Source organism: Stenotrophomonas sp. YJH_SMC_106-19 (assembly GCF_059368375.1).
The window spans coordinates 193,578-211,118 of record NZ_JCAFRQ010000001.1 but is presented as its reverse complement, the minus strand read 5'-3'; the positions used below and the strand labels follow the sequence as shown (position 1 = coordinate 211,118).

General features: G+C 67.1%; 13 protein-coding genes. 11 read left to right on the top strand and 2 right to left on the bottom strand.

Annotated features, from left to right (window positions below; translation table 11 throughout):
* Positions 1-128: 128 nt before the first annotated feature.
* The 8 genes from ligA (at position 129) to AC5P5M_RS00890 (ending at position 12,274) form a co-directional block, all read left to right on the top strand.
* Positions 129-2,600 carry an NAD-dependent DNA ligase LigA gene (gene ligA / locus AC5P5M_RS00925; RefSeq protein WP_495205715.1) on the top strand — a complete coding sequence of 824 codons (2,472 nt, stop codon included), beginning with the start codon at positions 129-131 and terminating at the stop codon, positions 2,598-2,600.
* 52 nt (positions 2,601-2,652) lie between these two features.
* Positions 2,653-3,138: a GNAT family N-acetyltransferase gene (locus AC5P5M_RS00920; RefSeq protein ID WP_277380859.1), complete on the top strand. Its 486-nt coding sequence runs from the start codon at positions 2,653-2,655 to the stop codon at positions 3,136-3,138.
* Positions 3,135-4,091, top strand: a complete 957-nt coding sequence (gene epmA, locus AC5P5M_RS00915) for an EF-P lysine aminoacylase EpmA (RefSeq protein WP_065176043.1) — start codon at positions 3,135-3,137, stop codon at positions 4,089-4,091. Before AC5P5M_RS00920 ends, epmA begins: the two co-directional genes overlap by 4 nt.
* A gap of 139 nt (positions 4,092-4,230) precedes the next feature.
* On the top strand, positions 4,231-4,959 hold the full coding sequence (locus AC5P5M_RS00910) for a DUF3011 domain-containing protein (protein WP_080375199.1): 729 nt from the start codon (positions 4,231-4,233) through the stop codon (positions 4,957-4,959).
* Between the two features lie 47 nt (positions 4,960-5,006).
* On the top strand, positions 5,007-6,071 hold the full coding sequence (mtnA, locus tag AC5P5M_RS00905) for an S-methyl-5-thioribose-1-phosphate isomerase (protein WP_460255852.1): 1,065 nt from the start codon (positions 5,007-5,009) through the stop codon (positions 6,069-6,071).
* A 247-nt stretch (positions 6,072-6,318) separates the two neighbouring features.
* The gene (gyrA, locus tag AC5P5M_RS00900) at positions 6,319-9,033 is read left to right on the top strand and encodes a DNA gyrase subunit A (protein ID WP_495205478.1); all 2,715 of its coding nucleotides are present in this window, start codon (positions 6,319-6,321) and stop codon (positions 9,031-9,033) included.
* A 132-nt stretch (positions 9,034-9,165) separates the two neighbouring features.
* The gene (locus AC5P5M_RS00895; RefSeq protein ID WP_263174977.1) at positions 9,166-11,691 is read left to right on the top strand and encodes a membrane-bound PQQ-dependent dehydrogenase, glucose/quinate/shikimate family; all 2,526 of its coding nucleotides are present in this window, start codon (positions 9,166-9,168) and stop codon (positions 11,689-11,691) included.
* Between the two features lie 112 nt (positions 11,692-11,803).
* A complete protein-coding gene (locus AC5P5M_RS00890; RefSeq protein ID WP_495205477.1) occupies positions 11,804-12,274 on the top strand; it encodes an REP-associated tyrosine transposase in 471 nt (156 codons plus the stop codon).
* Between the two features lie 11 nt (positions 12,275-12,285).
* Here the strand turns inward: AC5P5M_RS00890 and AC5P5M_RS00885 are convergent, their stop codons facing one another.
* On the bottom strand, positions 12,286-12,678 hold the full coding sequence (locus AC5P5M_RS00885) for a DUF3037 domain-containing protein (RefSeq protein WP_053515475.1): 393 nt from the start codon (positions 12,676-12,678) through the stop codon (positions 12,286-12,288).
* Positions 12,656-13,432 (bottom strand): HipA family kinase, encoded by a 777-nt coding sequence (locus AC5P5M_RS00880; RefSeq protein WP_053515477.1) that lies wholly within the window; start codon positions 13,430-13,432, stop codon positions 12,656-12,658. Before AC5P5M_RS00880 ends, AC5P5M_RS00885 begins: the two co-directional genes overlap by 23 nt.
* Before the next feature lie 221 nt (positions 13,433-13,653).
* Between AC5P5M_RS00880 and AC5P5M_RS00875 the strand changes: the two genes are divergently transcribed.
* From AC5P5M_RS00875 to AC5P5M_RS00865, 3 genes are all read left to right on the top strand, one after another.
* Positions 13,654-13,983: a hypothetical protein gene (locus AC5P5M_RS00875; RefSeq protein WP_065176039.1), complete on the top strand. Its 330-nt coding sequence runs from the start codon at positions 13,654-13,656 to the stop codon at positions 13,981-13,983.
* Between the two features lie 125 nt (positions 13,984-14,108).
* Positions 14,109-16,571 carry a S9 family peptidase gene (locus AC5P5M_RS00870; RefSeq protein ID WP_495205476.1) on the top strand — a complete coding sequence of 821 codons (2,463 nt, stop codon included), beginning with the start codon at positions 14,109-14,111 and terminating at the stop codon, positions 16,569-16,571.
* 101 nt (positions 16,572-16,672) lie between these two features.
* The gene (locus AC5P5M_RS00865) at positions 16,673-17,428 is read left to right on the top strand and encodes a hypothetical protein (protein WP_231107797.1); all 756 of its coding nucleotides are present in this window, start codon (positions 16,673-16,675) and stop codon (positions 17,426-17,428) included.
* Positions 17,429-17,541 lie beyond the last annotated feature (113 nt).

Here is a 17,541-nt window from a genome sequence, read left to right as displayed (position 1 = left end):
GCTAGCGCTGCCGGTGGAGGGCGGCAAGCCCGTCTTTCGCGGAGCGGGGCCCGGCACTGCCGGGGCGGGGACGTTACAGGGCATGACGGCCGGGCGCGGTAGAATCCCCAGCCGCCCCAGAATCACCGATCACGATGAGCCCCAGCCCCGCCGAACGCGTCGATGAACTCCGCCGGCAGATCGCCCAGGCCAACCGCGCCTATCACGAGCTGGATGCGCCGGAGATCCCCGACGTCGATTACGACCGGCTGGTGCGCGAGCTGGAAGCACTGGAACGTGCGCACCCCGAACTGGCCCGCGCGGACAGCCCGACCCAGCAGGTCGGCGCGCGTCCCTCCGGGCGTTTCGCTGAAGTCCGCCACGCGGTGCCGATGCTGTCGTTGTCCAATGCCTTCAGCGATGAGGAGGTGACCGACTTCGTGCGCCGCATCGACGAACGCCTGCGACGCGGTGCCGCGCGCTTTTCGGCGGAGCCGAAGATGGACGGGCTGGCGATCAGCCTGCGCTACGAGGATGGACATTTCGTTCTGGGTGCGACCCGCGGCGATGGCACGACCGGCGAAGACGTCACGGCCAACCTGCGCGAGATCGGCGACATCCCCCGGCGTCTGCACGGCAAGGGCTGGCCGGACGTGCTGGAAGTGCGCGGTGAGGTCTACATGGCCCGTGCCGACTTTGAAGCCTACAACGATCGCGCGCGGCTGCATGGCGGCAAGGTACTGGCCAACCCGCGCAATGCGGCGGCCGGGTCGCTGCGCCAGCTCCACCCGAAGATCAGCGCACAGCGCAAGCTCAGCTTCTTCGCCTACGGCACCGGAGAAGTGCAGGGCGGCGAACTGCCCGATACCCATTCGGGCACGCTCGCGCAGCTGGGTGCCTGGGGCTTCCCGGTCAGCGATCTGTGCAGGGTGGTGGAAGGTGCCGATGGGTTGCTGGCCTACTACCGCGATATCGGCGCACGCCGCGATGGCCTGCCCTTCGACATCGATGGCGTGGTCTACAAGCTGGACGACCGCGCTGGCCAGCAGGCGATGGGTTTCGTCTCGCGCGCACCGCGCTGGGCCATCGCGCACAAGTTCCCGGCGCAGGAACAGAGCACCACGCTGGAAGCGATCGAGATCCAGATCGGCCGCACCGGCGCTGCCACTCCGGTCGCGCGCCTGGCGCCGGTCGCCGTGGCCGGCGTGATCGTCTCCAACGCAACCCTGCACAATGCGGACCAGATCGAGCGCCTGGACGTGCGGGTGGGTGACAGCGTGATCGTGCGCCGTGCCGGCGACGTGATTCCCGAAGTGGTCAGCGTCATCCTCGACCGCCGGCCGCCGGGCACCACGCCGTGGCAGATGCCCACGCGCTGCCCGGTCTGTGGCTCGGAGATCGTGCGCGAAGAGGGCGCGGCCGCGTGGCGCTGCTCCGGTGAGTTGTCGTGCCCGGCGCAGCGCAAGGAGGCCATCGCCCATTTCGCTTCACGTCGCGCGATGGATATCGATGGCCTGGGTGACAAGTACATCGAAACCCTGGTGGATGCCGGCATCGTCAAGGGCGTGGCGGACCTGTACCGGCTCACCCGCGACCAGCTGCTGCACCTGAAGCTGGTGCTCGACGCGGAAGATCCGTCCGCGCTGGCCGCCAGCCTGGCGCCGCACCTGCCGGCCGAAGGCAGCGGCACCGTGCTCAATGCCGTGCTCAAGCTCGATGGCAACGATGTGGCCTGGCGCGCGAAGGCACTGGCGCAGCCGGCCAGCTTCGAGTGGAACACGAAGAAGATCGCGACCCGCTGGGCCGACAACCTGATCGCCGCGATCGACACCAGTCGTGCCACCACGCTGGAACGGCTGTTGTTCGCGCTGGGCATCGAACATGTCGGCGAAAGCACGGCCAAGGCGTTGGCGCAGTGGTTCGGTGATCTGGCCTTGATCCGACGGCTGCCCTGGCCGCTGTTCAAGCGCGTGCCGGACATCGGTGGCGAAGTGGCACGTTCGCTCGGTCACTTCTTCGAGCAGCAGGGCAACCAGCAGGCCATCGACGATCTGCTGCAGGTCGGCCAGGTGCGCATCAGCGACGTGCATCCGCCCAGTGCGAAGCTGCGTGAGGGGCTGGACCTGGCTCAGCTGCTGGTGGAATCGGAGATCCCCGGTATCACCCGGCTGCGCGCGGAAAAGCTGGTGGCGGTGCTGCCCAGCGCGCAGGCCGTGCTCGATGCCGAGCATGGCCAGTTCGTCAATGCCGGATTGCCCGAGGACACCGCGCGCGGCCTTGCCCAGTGGCTGGAAGCGGACAGCCATGGCGTGATGCTGCTGGCTGCCGAGGAGGCGATGCAGCAGATCCTGGCCAAGGCGCCCGCGCTGACCGAAATCGTCGCCGGTCCGCTCGACGGGCAGACCGTGGTCCTGACCGGCACCCTGGCCCAGCTCACCCGCGATGTGGCCAAGGAGCGACTGGAGGCGCTGGGAGCCAAGGTGTCCGGCAGCGTGTCGAAGAAGACCCACTTCGTGGTGGCGGGTACCGAAGCCGGCTCCAAGCTGGACAAGGCGCTGGCCCTGGGAGTGCCGGTGTGGGACGAAGCGCGTCTGCTGGCCTTCCTCGCCGACCACGAATGATGACCCCGCCGGGCGTGACATGCGCCCGGCCCGAAACAGCAAAGGATTCCCGATGCAGACTGCCCCGCTGGACTTCCGCCTGGCCACCCGCGCCGACGAGGAACTGCTGATCTCGCTGATGCGCGCGTTCTACGCCGAGGACAGGATCGAGTTCGACGACGTGCGCGTGCGTCGCGGTGTCGATGCACTGCTGGCCGATCCGCGCAACGGCGAAGTACTGCTGTGGCTGGACGAAGCCGGTCAGGTGGTCGGCTATGCGGTGATCGCGATGGGCTTCAGCCTGGAGCAGGGCGGGCATTTCATGCTGCTTGACGAGCTCTATCTGGGGCCGCGGGCGCGCGGCCGTGGCCGGGGCAAGCAGGCGCTGGCCATCTGCGAACAGCGTGCGCGCGGACGCGGGGTCAGCCGCCTGCGCCTGGAGGTGAACCACCACAACGAACTGGCGCGTCGGCTGTACCTGGCCAGTGGCTACATCGATGATACCCGCGACCTGCTGACCCTGCCGCTGGATCACCCGCGCCAGGAGGGCATCCTGTGAGCGACGCCCTGCGGCGCAAACTGCAGCAGCGTGCCGCGCTGAACGCGCTGGTGCGCCGCTTCTTCGCAGAGCGTGACGTGCTGGAGGTGGAGACACCGATCCTGTCGGTGGCCGGTAATACCGAGCCCAACATCGACAGCTTCCATACCGACTTCAGCGGCCATGTCGACGCCGGTGGCCGCCGTCGCTGGCTGCGTACGTCGCCGGAGTACCCGCTCAAGCGGCTGCTCGCTGCCGGTGTCGGCGACTGCTACGAACTGGGGCGGGTGTTCCGCAACGGCGAGGCCGGCGGGCGCCATAACCCGGAGTTCACCCTGCTGGAGTGGTACCGGGTTGGCTGGGACCATCACCGGCTGGTGCAGGAAACCGCGGAGCTGGTCCGCCTGGCTCTGGGCCTGGTTGGACGCAGCGCCAGCCTGCGTGTGCTGAGCTACCGCGAGCTGTTCCAGCAGCAGGTGGGCGTGGATCCGTTCCAGACCGATGAGGCCGGGCTGCGCGCTGCGCTGGGTGACGTGCATATCGACCCGGTCGGGCTGACCCGCGACGACTGGCTGGATCTGCTGATGACCCATCGCATCCAACCGCATTTCGATGACGCAGTCATGACCGTTGTCCACGACTGGCCGGCGAGCCAGGCAGCACTGGCCCGCATCCGCCCTGGTACGCCGCCGCTGGCCGAGCGGTTCGAGCTGTACCTGGGGGCCGTGGAGCTGGCCAATGGCTATCACGAACTGAACGATGCCGACGAACAACGGGCGCGTTTCCAGCACGACCTGCAGCGCCGTCATGCGCGCGGGCAGGTGCAGCCGGCGCTGGACGAGGCACTGCTGGCGGCGTTGCCTGCCATGCCCGCGTGTGCGGGTGTCGCGGTCGGCATCGATCGCCTGTTGATGGCGATGAACCGCACGCCCCGCATCGCCGACGTGCTGGCCTTCGATTTCGCCGACGCCTGAGCACACGCGGCTTTCTGAACCAGACAGACTGAACGGATTGCCGCGTCCGCGCGCTTGATTCAGCAAGCACGATGATGCTCTCATCACTCCCGATGCCAGACACTGGCATGGCAGTTCGTCCAGTCCTATGGGGAAGGCTTTGGTCAAGTGGTTTGCGGTTGTGGCGGCACCGGTCTACTCCATCGCGATGTGGGGAGTGCTGACGCCGTTGCCGGCATCGGCGCAGCAGGCCGGCTATGACGGCGAAGTCGTCACCTGCGAGTCACGCGACATGGCCTGGGTGCACTGCGATATCGATGTCAGCAACGGCGTCGATCTGGTCCGCCAGTTGTCCAGCAACAGCTGTATCCGTGGCAGCGAATGGGGCACCGACCGCAGCGGCGTGTGGGTCACGCTCGGCTGCCGTGCCGAGTTCCGGGCGCGCCCGGCGCAGGGAGTGGCTGCGGCCGAGCCAGGCAGCAAGCGCAAGGTGCGCCGCGTGGTCCGCTGTGAATCCAATGGCCGTCCGCAGAGTTGTCCGGTGCGTCTGGACGGCGCACCGGTGCGCCTGCTGCGGCAGCTGTCGGTGCTGCCATGCCGGGAAGGGCAGGGCTGGGGTTACAAGCGCAACGAGGTGTGGACCAGCCGAGGCTGCCAGGGTGATTTCGAGGTGGCCGATGAGGATGGCCGTTTCGTCGACGTGCCGCGCCGGCTGACCTGCGAATCCAAATCGAAGAAGCGCCGGTTCTGCGGCGCCAGCATCTCCGTCGGTGCCGCGGTGCGACAGCAGCTGTCCAGCACCGAGTGCGTGGAGGGCAGCACCTGGGGCTGGAGCCGCAACGGCATCTGGGTGGACGGTGGTTGCCGCGCCGAATTCTCGGTGAATTGAATCCGGCCGGGTGCCTGCGCGAGGGGGCGTGGCCCTACAATGGGCCCATGAACACTGCCACCGACCTCGATTACGCTCGCTACGACCATATCCGCCCGATCCTGTGGACCGGCGATGCCCTGCAACTGCTGGACCAGCGCAAGCTGCCGTTCGTGGTCGAGCATGTGGTATGCCGGGACAGCGATGAAGTCGCCGCGGCCATCCACGCCCTGACCGTACGTGGCGCCCCGGCCATCGGCATCGCGGCTGCCTGGGGCGTCGTGCTGGCGGCGCGTGAGGTGCAGGCGGCCGATGGCCCGCTCGCCCTGCAGCAGCTTGAGCCGGCGCTGCAGCGGCTGAACGCCTCACGCCCGACCGCCGTCAACCTGGCCTGGGCACTGGCGCGGATGCGTCGTTGCCTGGGCAGCGCCGGTGCGGACTGGAAGACGCTGCTTGAAGCGGAAGCGCGGGCCATCGCCGAGGAAGACCTGGCCGCAAACCGCCACATGGGGGCGCTCGGCGCCGGCCTGATCGATGCCGGCAGCGGCGTGCTGACCCACTGCAATACCGGCTCGCTTGCCACCGCCGGCTTCGGCACCGCGCTGGGCGTGATCCGCGCCGGCATGGCCCAGCACCGGATCGCCCGCGTATTCGCCGGAGAGACCCGGCCGTGGCTGCAGGGCGCGCGCCTGACCGTCTGGGAACTGCAGCAGGATGGCATCGACGCCACCCTGATCGCCGATTCGGCCGCCTCGCACCTGATGAAGACCGGGGCCGTGCAGTGGGTGATCGTCGGCGCCGACCGCATCTGCGCCAATGGCGATACCGCCAACAAGATCGGCACCTACCAGCTGGCCATCGCCGCGCGCCACCATGGCGTGAAATTCATGGTCGTGGCGCCGTCCTCAACGGTCGACATGGAGACCGTCGACGGCAGCCAGATCGAGATCGAACAGCGCGATCCGGGCGAGCTGTACGGCGTGGGCGGGACGCGCACGGTGGCCGAAGGCATCGCCGCCTGGAACCCGGTGTTCGACGTCACCCCGGGCGAGCTGATCGACGCCATCGTGACCGAGCGCGGCGTGATCCTGAACCCGACCGTGGAGAACATGCGCGCCGCCTTCAGCGGTTGAGACGCACAGGCGGTCTGCGCCGCGGGAGCCGGGCGCATCTTCCGGGTTCGCCGCGGCCGGCCCCGGGCGTGGCCCGATGGGCCCCGTCCTGCCCCTAAGTTCCTGATTTGTGCCGGTAAAACCCCTGTAAACACAGGCGGGGAATGGTCCGATGTGGTAGTATCCACAGGTTGAATCGAGGTTCCGGCATGGTCACCCCCGCAGGTGTCCGCGCCGGACTGGACCGCTACCAGACAACGGAACCCGAATGGCAGAAACCGCCAAGGAAATCATCCAGGTCAACCTGGAAGACGAGATGCGCAAGAGCTACCTCGATTACGCCATGAGCGTGATCGTGGGCCGCGCGCTCCCGGATGCGCGCGATGGCCTCAAGCCGGTGCATCGCCGCGTGCTGTACGCGATGAACGAGCTCAACGCGCACAGCAACAAGCCCTACTTCAAGTCGGCGCGTATCGTCGGTGACGTCATCGGTAAGTACCACCCGCATGGCGATCAGTCGGTGTACGACACGCTGGTGCGCCTGGCCCAGCCGTTCTCGCTGCGTTACATGCTGGTCGACGGCCAGGGTAACTTCGGTTCGATCGACGGTGACTCCGCCGCGGCGATGCGATACACCGAAGCGCGCATGTCGCGCCTCGCGCATGAGCTGATGGCCGACATCGACAAGGAAACCGTCGATTTCCAGCCCAACTACGACGAGAAGGAACTGGAGCCGACGGTCATGCCGACCCGGTTCCCGAACCTGCTGGTCAACGGTTCGGCCGGTATCGCGGTGGGCATGGCGACCAACATCCCGCCGCACAACCTGAGCGAATCGATCAATGCCTGCATCGCGCTGATCGACAACCCGGAAATCGACGTCGACGGCCTGATGGAGTACATCCCGGGCCCGGATTTCCCGACTGCGGGCATCATCAACGGCACCGCCGGCATCGTCGCCGGCTACCGTACCGGCCGTGGCCGCGTGCGCATCCGCGCCAAGGCGGATATCGAAGTGGCCGACAACGGCCGCGAATCGATCATCGTCACTGAAATTCCTTACCAGGTGAACAAGGCGCGTCTGATCGAGAAGATCGCCGAGCTGGTCAAGGAAAAGAAGATCGAAGGCATCAGCGAGCTGCGCGATGAGTCCGACAAGGACGGCATGCGCATCTACATCGAGATCAAGCGCGGTGAATCTGCCGAGGTTGTGCTGAACAACCTGTACCAGCAGACGCAGATGGAATCGGTGTTCGGCATCAACATGGTGGCGCTGGTCGACGGCCGCCCGCAGTTGATGAACCTCAAGCAGATGCTGGAGGCATTCGTCCGCCACCGTCGCGAGGTGGTCACCCGCCGCACCGTGTTCGAGCTGCGCAAGGCGCGTGCCCGTGCCCACGTGCTGGAGGGCCTGACCGTCGCGCTGGCCAATATCGACGAGATGATCGAGCTGATCAAGACCTCGCCCAATCCCAACGAGGCGCGCGAACGCATGCTCGCCCGCCTGTGGGAGCCGGGCCTGGTCGGGGCCATGCTGGGTGCTGCCGGTGCCGAGGCCTCGCGCCCGGAGGACCTGCCCAAGGGCGTGGGCCTGATCGAGGGCGGCTACCAGCTGACCGAGATCCAGGCCACCCAGATCCTGGAAATGCGCCTGCACCGCCTGACCGGGCTGGAGCAGGATCGCCTGACCGACGAGTACAAGCAGCTGCTGGAAGTGATCGCCGGTCTGATCCACATCCTGGAAGATCCCGATCGCCTGCTGCAGGTGATCCGCGAGGAGCTGGTCAGCGTCAAGGCCGAGTTCGGCGACGAGCGTCGCACCGAGATCCGCCACAGCGAAGAAGACCTGGACATCCTCGACCTGATCGCCCCGGAAGACGTGGTGGTCACCCTGTCGCACGCCGGCTACGTCAAGCGCCAGCCGGTCAGCGCCTACCGCGCCCAGCGTCGTGGCGGCCGTGGCCGCAGCGCGGCGGCGACCAAGGAAGAGGATTTCATCGAACAGCTGTGGCTGGTCAACACGCACGACACCCTGTTGACCTTCACCAGTTCAGGCAAGGTGTTCTGGCTGCCGGTGTACCAGCTGCCCGAAGCCGGCTCCAACGCACGCGGCCGGCCGATCATCAACTGGATTCCGCTGGAACCGGGTGAGCGCGTACAGGCCGTGTTGCCGGTGCGCGAATACGCCGATGGCCAGTTCGTGTTCTTCGCCACGAAGAACGGCACGGTCAAGAAGACCCCGCTGGGCGAATTCGCCTTCCGTCTGGCCCGCGGCAAGATCGCGATCAACCTTGACGAGGGCGATGCGCTGGTTGGCGTCGGCCTGACCGATGGCGAGCGTGACATCCTGCTGTTCGCCTCCAACGGCAAGACCGTGCGTTTCGGCGAGGACAAGGTCCGCTCGATGGGCCGTACCGCCACCGGCGTGCGCGGCATCAGGATGCCGCCCGGCGAGGAAGTAGTCAGCCTGATCGTGGCCGAGAGTGCCGGTGGTGCCGAGGACGAGAACGAGGACGACAACGGTATCGAGGAAGCGGTCGCCAATGGCGATGCGGTGATCGACGGTGCCGACGACGCCAACCTGCAGTACATCCTCACCGCCACCGAGAATGGTTACGGCAAGCGCACCCCGCTGCCGGACTATCCGCGCAAGGGGCGTGGTACCCAGGGCGTGATCGGCATCCAGACCACCGAGCGCAACGGCAAGCTGGTCGCCGCGGTGCTGATGGGCTCCAGCGATGAAGTGCTGCTGATCTCCGATGGCGGCACGCTGGTGCGCACGCGCGGTTCGGAAATCAGCCGCGTGGGCCGCAACACCCAGGGCGTCACCCTGATCCGCCTGTCCAAGGACGAGAAGCTGCAGGCGGTGGAGCGCATGGATGCCTCGATCGACGAGGACGAGGACGAGGTGGCCGCGGTCGCCCCGGCCACGGCCGAAGGCGCCCCGGCTGCCACCGGCAGCGAGGATGCCACGCAGGAGTGATCCGGTCGCGCTGACGAGGTACCCGACGACGCCGGCCCCGTGCCGGCGTCGTCGTATGCGGGAGCATGGAATACGCACGCGCTTCACGGCGGCGGTGGGATAAGGGCAGCATGCTGCTCCCGGAGATCGACGATGTCCGCCACGCCGCAGTCCGCGCCGGCGCCCGTGCGCCGCCACCCCCTGGTCACGGTCCTGTCGCTGCTGCTGGTCATCCTGGGCCTGGTGATCGGCGGGCTGGGTGCATGGCTGTTCCAGCTGGGGGGCTCGGCCTATTACCTCATCGCCGGCTGTGGCCTGCTGGCCAGCGGCATTCTGCTGTGGCTCAACCGTCGCAGCGGTGCGCTGCTGTACGCGCTGGTGTTCGTCGGCACGCTGCTGTGGACGGGGTGGGAATCGGGCAGCGATTACTGGCGCTGGGTGCCACGGCTGGGGCTGGTCACCGCGCTGGGCATCGTTCTGGCGCTGCTGACGCCGACGTTGCGCGCGCCGCTGTCCAAACGGCTGTCGCGCAGCATCGCCGCCGTGTTGCTGCTGGTGTTCGTCGGCGCGTTTGCCCTGGCGTTCAGTCCGCACGGCAGCGTGGACGGCCATGCGCCGTTCCCGGAAGCAGCCTTCAGCGCAGGCCTGGAGCCGACCCGCGACACCACCGGCCTGCAGCCGGCCGACCAGCCCGCCGAGGGTGACTGGCCCGCCTGGGGTCGCAGCAACGCCGCCACCCGCTTCTCGCCGCTGCAGCAGATCACGCCCGCCAACGTGGCTACCCTGCAACTGGCCTGGCAGTTCCGCACCGGCGACCTGCCGAAGAAGCGATGGGGGGCCGAGACCACGCCGTTGAAGATCGGCGACCGGCTGTACCTGTGCACGGCACGCAACCGCCTGATCGCCCTCGAGGCCAGCACTGGCAAGGCGCTGTGGCGGTTCGATCCAAAGGTGAAAGACGCCTCCATTCCGTACACCGCCGCCTGCCGTGGGGTGTCCTACTACGAGCAGCCCGCCGTGCCGGTGTTCGCCGATGCGGCATTGGCGGATGTGGCTGCCGATCTCGCCTTGCCCCTGCCACCTCCCAGCGTTCGACCGGGCGCGGCGGCGGGCGCGCGGCCTGCCTGCTGGGCGCGCGTCATCGAAGGCACGCTGGACGGACGCATCATCGCAGTGGATGCCGACAGCGGTCGGCCGTGCGTCAATTTCGGCAACAACGGCCAGATCGACATCACCCTCGACATGGGCGAGGTGCCGCCGGGCTATGTCTCGATCACCTCGCCGCCGGCCATCGTGCGCGGCGTGATCGTCACCGGTCACCAGGTGCTGGACGGGCAGCGCCGCGACGCGCCTTCCGGCGTGATCCAGGCCTATGACGCGATCACCGGCAAGCTGCGCTGGGCGTGGGACATGGAGCGGCCCGAGCGCACCGGTCCGCCCCCCCGCGAGCAGGTCTATACCCGGGGTACGCCGAACATGTGGACCACCGCCACCGGCGATGAACAACTGGGCCTGGTCTACCTGCCGTTGGGCAATGCCGCCGGCGACTACTGGAGCGGCTCGCGCAGCGAGCAGCAGAACCGCTATGCCACCTCGCTGGTGGCACTCGACGTGGCCACCGGCAAGCCGGTCTGGCATTTCCAGGCCGTACGCAAGGATGTCTGGGACTACGACCTCGGTTCGCAGGCCAGCCTGATCGATTTTCCGACCGCGGCAGGCAAGGTGCCCGCGATCCTGCTGCCGACCAAGCAGGGTGACCTGTACATCCTCGACCGGCGCAACGGCCGGCTGCTGACACCCGCGGAAGAGCGCAGGGTTCCGCAGGGCGGCGTGGAACCGGAGCAGCGCTCGCCAACGCAGCTGTTCTCGCTCTATCACACCCTGCGGCGCGAGCAGCCGCTGACCGAGCGTGACATGTGGGGCATCACGCCGATCGATCAGCTGGTCTGCCGCATCCAGTTCCGCAGGGCGCACTACCAGGGCTTCTACACGCCGCCCACCAGTGATCGCCATTCCATCGAGTATCCCGGTTACAACGGTGGCTCGGACTGGGGTGGCGTGGCCATCGATACCCGCCGGGGCGTGATCGTGGCCAACTACAACGACATGCCCAACTACAACCGGCTGGTACCGCGTGCCGAGGCCGACCGGCGGGGATGGCTGCCGCGTGAGCAGATCCGCGCCGACCGCGGCGCTGGCGAAGGGGCAGGCGACCCGCAGGTGGGTACGCCGTATGCCATCGACGTCAATGCAGGATGGCGGCTGCCATTGACCGGCCTGTCGTGCAAACAGCCGCCGTATGGCGGCATCCGCGCGATCGATCTGCGCACGGGCACGCTGCTGTGGGACCGGCCGTTCGGAAGCGCGCGCGGCAACGGCCCGTTCGGCATCCGCTCCGGCCTGCCGATCGAGATCGGAACGCCCAACAATGGCGGTGCGGTGATCACTGCCAGCGGCCTGGTGTTCATCGCCGCCGCGACCGACGATCTGCTGCGCGCCATCGATCTGAAGACGGGCCGGGAACTGTGGCATGCCAGGCTGCCTGCCGGGGGCCAGGCCACTCCGATGATCTACGAGCAGGGGGGACGCCAGTACGTGGTGATCGTCGCGGCAGGCCATCACTTTATGGAGACCCGTCCCGGCGATTACGTGATGGCGTTTGCCCTGCCCGAACATTGAGCATCCTTCGCGGCGGGGCCTGTCCGCCGATTCCCGGAAGCGGCGATTTCCCACCCGATGACGTGGTGTCCACCGATGCAGTAGCGGTGTGCCGGCGGGCACGCTGTTGCGCATGCCCAGCCTGTCGAACCCTGTCAGCCGCGAGCCCATCATGGGCAATGTCCATCTGCTCACCTTGACCTGCTGCAATCGGCAGCGCCTGTTCGAGAACGCGGCGCATGCGGATGTCGCGATGCAGCTGTTGGCCGCCATGGACCGGGAGGGGCTGACCACCTCGCTGGCCTGGCTTGTCATGCCCGACCACGTGCGATGGCTGGCGCAGCTGCGTGGCCATCCACCCGGATACTGCGTACAGCGCTTCAAGGCGCGCAGCAGCTTCCTGATCAACCGCCATCGCGGCCGCAACGGAGCGGTCTGGCAGGCCGGCTATTTCGATCAGGTGATCGACAATGATGCTTCGTTGCCTGTGCGGGCCCGGCAGGTGCTCGGTCACCCGGTCAGTGCGGGGCTGGCCAGGCAGGTGGGCGAGTATCCCCATGGCTGGTGTCGCTGGCCGCTGCAGGACGCCGCGATTGCGCGGTAGTGGCTGGCGTGTTACTGCGGCACCCGTACCATCTTCGTCATCAAATGTTCGACCACACCCGCCGGGTTGGCTGTGCGGCCCACATGCGTGCTGGACATCTGCACGATCGAGCTGCGTTTGGCGGTGAGGAAATGGAAGCGTGCGCGTGCCGGAAGCTGCGCGATGGGGCCGGCGGTGGCATCGCCGCGGCAGATGGCCACGATGGCATCCAGCCACGGTTGCAGCGCCTGCTGGTCCAGCGCCGGTGCGAACGCCTGCAGGCGTGCCGGGTCGATCTCGATGGCTGCTTCAAGATGACGCGCACCGGGACAGGACACGATCACCCCGACGTTGATGAATTCCTCGCGCTCCACCCGCGGTACAACGCGGATGACCGCATAGTCATACGTGTGCAGCGTGGGCACGGATGGCCTCCTGCACGAACACCGCACGCACCTTCAGGCGATGCTTGAGATAGTCGATGTAGCCCTGGCGGTAGGCCTGAGGGCTGTCGAACGCCGGCTCGTTGACCAGCCAGCTGTCTGGCACGAGGCCGACGATCCGCTCGATCTCGGCATCGGTCAGGCGAGCCGCCAGCTCGGCATCCACCTCGGCGATGCGGCTGGCGAACGACAGCAGCACGTGGTCGCGGATCAGCACGAACGGCCTTTCGCACGCATCGCCGGCGTTGGCCCAGTCGTGGTGGAAATACATCGCTGCACCGTGGTCGATCAGGTACAGCTGGCGGTGCCACACCATCAGGTTCGGGTTGCGCGTGGTGCGATCGACATTGCTGGTGAATGCATCGAACCAGACGATGCGCGACGCCAGGTCGGCGTCCACCGGCATGGCCGCCGGGTCGTAGTTGATCGCGCCGGGCAGGTAATCCAGGCCCAGGTTCAGGCCCTCGCTGGCGCGGATCAGTTCCTGGATCTCCGGATCCGGTTCGGTACGCGCGAACTCGCTGTCCAGTTCGACGAACAGCAGTTCGGGAATCGGCAGGCCCAGGGTACGGGCCATTTCACCTGCGATCAGTTCGGCGATCAGGGCCTTGGGCCCCTGGCCCGCACCCCGGAACTTGAGTACGGCCATGCCGTCGTCGTCGGTCTCGACCACGGCCGGCAGGGAGCCGCCCTCCCGCAGGGGCGTAATGTAACGAAGAGCATTCACGGTGCGCATGCACGCATTCTAGCGTGGCACACGGTGCTGCATCGCATGCGCCGCAGAGCACACGCCGCGCATGCCGACGCAACGCAGGCAATGCTGAATGCACGCTGCGCAATGTGCCGCGCTTCACACGATCCTCCGGACGGCGCGGGCAACATGCTGTCCATGGCGTTCGCGGAAACGCCGCGCGGATCCTGCTCCACGATGTCTCCACCAGATGCGGAGGTACAGGGATGAGCGACCAACTGAATGCGGCACTGCCGCCTCTGGATGATGCCAAGGCCGAAGAAATGATCGGCAAGGTAGTGCTGGTGGGCGTCACCCGTTACGGCGGTGACGGGCAGGTTCAAGGGCTGGAGCAGTATGCCGGCACAGTGCTGCGCATCAGCGCGTTCGAAGGCGTGGTGCTTGCCGACGAGAACGATGGCCACGAGCGCTACCTGCCGCCCATGCTCGACCAGTACCTGCCAGCCCAGCCGGGCGAGTACTGCATGCGCTCCAACGGGATGATCGTGGTGGACCCGGACTATCTGGCCACCTGGGACCTGCACGCCCGGCAGTAGTGACCCGGCCTGCGCTTTGCCTTATCCGGTGACTAGCCCATCCGGCCCATTGAACGCGGGCCGGGCGGTGCTAGATTCGGCGCATGCCCGCTTCGCGGGCAGCCCAACACTACCAGGGGATAAGGATGCTCATCCGTCGTACCTCTCTGGCGGCTGCCATTGCCGTCGTTGCCGTCACGCTGTTGTCTGCAGGCCCGGCATGGGCCGACTATGCCAAGCCGCCGGAGCATCTGCTGAAGGTGCTGAAGGCACCGCCGCCGCCAATGCCGAACGTGGACCCCAGTGGCCAGCGTCTGTTGCTGACCACCGCGCAGACCTATCCGTCGATCAGCCGGGTGGCGCAGCCCTACCTGAAACTGGCCGGCGTGCGCCTGGAGCCGAAGAACCGCAGCCGTCATGACACGCCCGGAGGCTATGGCATACCGGCCTGCGTGGCCGACTTCACCCTGGTCGAGATCGGCAGCGGCAAGCAGACCAAGGTCAACCTGCCGCAGGGCTGCGCCGGTGGCGCGCTGTGGTCGGCCGACGGCAGCCACTTCGCGTTCCAGAATGCAGTCGAGACCAGCGTGCAGCTGTGGGTGGGCGATGCCGCCACCGGTCAGGTCAAGCAGGTACCGAACGTCCAGCTGAACCCGATTTTCGGCAGCACCGTGCAGTGGCTGGGTGGCACCCAGACACTGCTGGTGAAGCTGGTACCGGCCAACCAGGGGCCGGCACCCTCCAATGGCGGCGTGCCGACCGGACCCGATGCACAGGAGTCGCTCGGCAGCAGTGGCGAGAGCAGCACCTATGAGGCACGCGACACGCTGACCAGCGTGCATGATGAAGCGTTGTTCGCCTACTACGGGGCCTCGCAGCTGGCGGTGGTGGATACCGCGGCGGGCACCGTGCGAACGGTCGGCCAGCCGGCCATCTACAACGATGTCAGTGCGGCGCCAGACGGCGTGCATGTGCTGACCGAGTCGATCAAGCCACCGTTCTCGCATGCGGTTACCTACCAGCGTTTCGCCAACGACGTCGCGGTACTGGATGTCAGCAGTGGGCGCACGACCCCCATCGCCCGCCTGCCGTTGGCCGACCGCGTGCCGGTGCACGGCGTGCCGGAGGGGCCGCGCGGTTTCGACTGGCGCTCCACCGATCCGGCGACGCTGGTGTATGCCGAAGCACTGGACAAGGGCGACTGGAAAGTGAGTGTGCCGCACCGTGACCGCGTGCTCATGCTCAAGGCGCCGTTCACGGGCAAGCCGGTGGAGATCGCGCGTACCGCGCAGCGCTTCGAAGGCATTGCCTGGACGGCGGACCCGGCCGTGTCGTTCCAGTTCGAGAATGACGAGAACCGGCACTGGGTGCAGACCCGCATCGTCGATGTGGACAAGCCCCGGCAGGAGGGCCGCCTGTTGTGGGACATGTCCAGCGACGAGCTGTACGGCGATCCGGGCAACCTGGTGTTCAAGCGCCTGCCCAATGGCGCACCGGTGGTGCGGCAGGAAGGGACGTACGTGTTCCTGCGCGGGCAGGGCGCTTCGCCGCAGGGGGATCGCCCGTTCCTGGACCGTCTGGATCTGGCCACACTGAAGAGTGAGCGCCTGTTCCGCAGCGATGCCGATGCCTACGAGCAGTTCCTGGGCTTCAGCAATACGCCCGGCCGCTACCTGACGTGGCACCAGTCGGTGATGGACCCGCCGAACGCCTTCCTGCGCCAGCAGGGCGATGCTGTGGCGGACGCCAAGCAGGGCGAGGCGCAGTACACCTCCACCGCGACGGCCCTGACGAAGCTGGTCGACCCCACGCCTGAAGTGCGGCAGATCAAGAAGCAGCTGGTGACCTACAAGCGCGCCGACGGCGTGGACCTGTCGTTCACCCTGTACACGCCGCCCGGCTACCGGGAAGGCCAGCGCGTGCCGGCCATCCTCTACGCCTATCCGGCAGACTTCGCCAATGCCGCGCAGGCCGGGCAGGTCTCCGGTTCGCAGCAGACGTTCACCCGCCTGCAGCCGTACCGCCTGATGCTGCTGGCCGGCTACGCGATCATCGACAATGCCTCGTTCCCGATTGTCGGTGATCCCAGGAACGCCTACGACACCTACCTGGAGCAGTTGGAAGCCGATGCCAAGGCGGCCGTGGACAAGGCCGTCGACATGGGCGTGGTGGATCGCAACCGGATCGGCGTCACCGGCCACAGCCACGGCGGCCTGATGACCGCGAACCTGATCGCGCATACCACCCTGTTCAAGGCGGGCGTGGCGACCAGCGGCTCCTACAACAAGACCTTCACTCCGTTCGGATTCCAGAACGAGCGGCGTTCGGTCTGGCAGGCACAGGATGTCTACCTGAAGGCATCGCCGTTCTTCTACGCCGACAAGATCAAGCTGCCGTTGCTGCTGGTGCATGGCGAGGACGATGCCAATCCGGGTACCGAGCCGTTCCAGTCGCGCAAGCTGTACCAGGCGATCCGTGGCAACGGCGGCACCACCCGCCTGGTGATGCTGCCGAACGAGCCGCACTGGTATACGGCGCTGGAGTCGAACGAGCAGCTGGTGGCGGAGATGCTCAACTGGTTCGACACCTACGTGAAGAACGCCAAGTGAGGAATGGAAAGGCCGCCCTCGGGCGGCCTTCCTGCATCCTGTGGAGCCGGGCCATGGTGGCTGCTGTAGTACAGAGTCGGGGAAGTCACATGAAGGCATGGATGTTGGCGCTCGCTCCGCTGTTGGTTTCTCCTGTGGCCACGGCGGTCCAGCGGCCGATGAGCGTGCACGTCACGTACGACTGGTCTGGCTGGGGTTCCGTATCTGAGCGCTGGGTCATCCGGCGCGATGCCTACGGCGTGACCACCCGCGTACAGGTGGTTGACGCGCCCGACGTGCAACCGCGGGTGCCGGAGCTGCTGCCGTTCGGCGCGATGTCAGCGTTCGAGGCTGCGCTGCAGGCAGCGCCGTTGACCCGCGACGCCACGGTGGATCTGATCGCTTCGCGGCTGGACCGGTCCACCATGCTGACGCTGGATCCACAGCTGCGCAGCACGCCGCCGGCCAGATGCTCGTTCGCCCAGCAGCAGGCCTGGGCACGCCGGGCGGTGGCCGGGCAAGGTCTGCGGGAGCGCGTTGCAGCGCATTTCCGCGGCCTCTGGACTGACGACCATCCCAGCATGACCGTGGTCGTAAGCCGTCCGGGCCGCCCGGACACCGTGCTGGTGTCCACTTCCCAGTACGCAATGATGCTGCCATGGAAGCGCGTGTCATCGACGAACTTCGACCAGCACGTTCTGGCAGGCGCGCAGGAGCAGTGGCGTCCGGCGTTGAGCGATGCACTGATGGCGCTGCTGCCTGCGGGGGAACCCAGCCGCGAACGTTTCAGGATCGGCTGGTTGCAGAACAGATTACGAGACGACATTGCCCAGGAGGCGCTGCGTTGTGGGGCGCTGCGCAAGGAAACCGCAGATTGATCATCCACGGATGCTCTGCGATCAACGTTGCAGACTCGACAGCGACAGGTCGATCGCGGTGCGGCCGGACAGGCGCCCCAGCAGGGAAGTTGTCCGTGGAGAGCGCTGCCTGG

Coding starts and splice junctions, on each gene's coding strand:
- AC5P5M_RS00920 (WP_277380859.1), top strand. CDS start 2,653: ATGCAGACTGCCCCGCTGGACTTCCGCCTGGCCACCCGCGCCGACGAG.
- mtnA (WP_460255852.1), top strand. CDS start 5,007: ATGAACACTGCCACCGACCTCGATTACGCTCGCTACGACCATATCCGC.
- gyrA (WP_495205478.1), top strand. CDS start 6,319: ATGGCAGAAACCGCCAAGGAAATCATCCAGGTCAACCTGGAAGACGAG.
- AC5P5M_RS00895 (WP_263174977.1), top strand. CDS start 9,166: ATGTCCGCCACGCCGCAGTCCGCGCCGGCGCCCGTGCGCCGCCACCCC.
- AC5P5M_RS00890 (WP_495205477.1), top strand. CDS start 11,804: ATGCCCAGCCTGTCGAACCCTGTCAGCCGCGAGCCCATCATGGGCAAT.
- AC5P5M_RS00880 (WP_053515477.1), bottom strand. CDS start 13,432: ATGCGCACCGTGAATGCTCTTCGTTACATTACGCCCCTGCGGGAGGGC.
- AC5P5M_RS00875 (WP_065176039.1), top strand. CDS start 13,654: ATGAGCGACCAACTGAATGCGGCACTGCCGCCTCTGGATGATGCCAAG.
- AC5P5M_RS00870 (WP_495205476.1), top strand. CDS start 14,109: ATGCTCATCCGTCGTACCTCTCTGGCGGCTGCCATTGCCGTCGTTGCC.
- AC5P5M_RS00865 (WP_231107797.1), top strand. CDS start 16,673: ATGTTGGCGCTCGCTCCGCTGTTGGTTTCTCCTGTGGCCACGGCGGTC.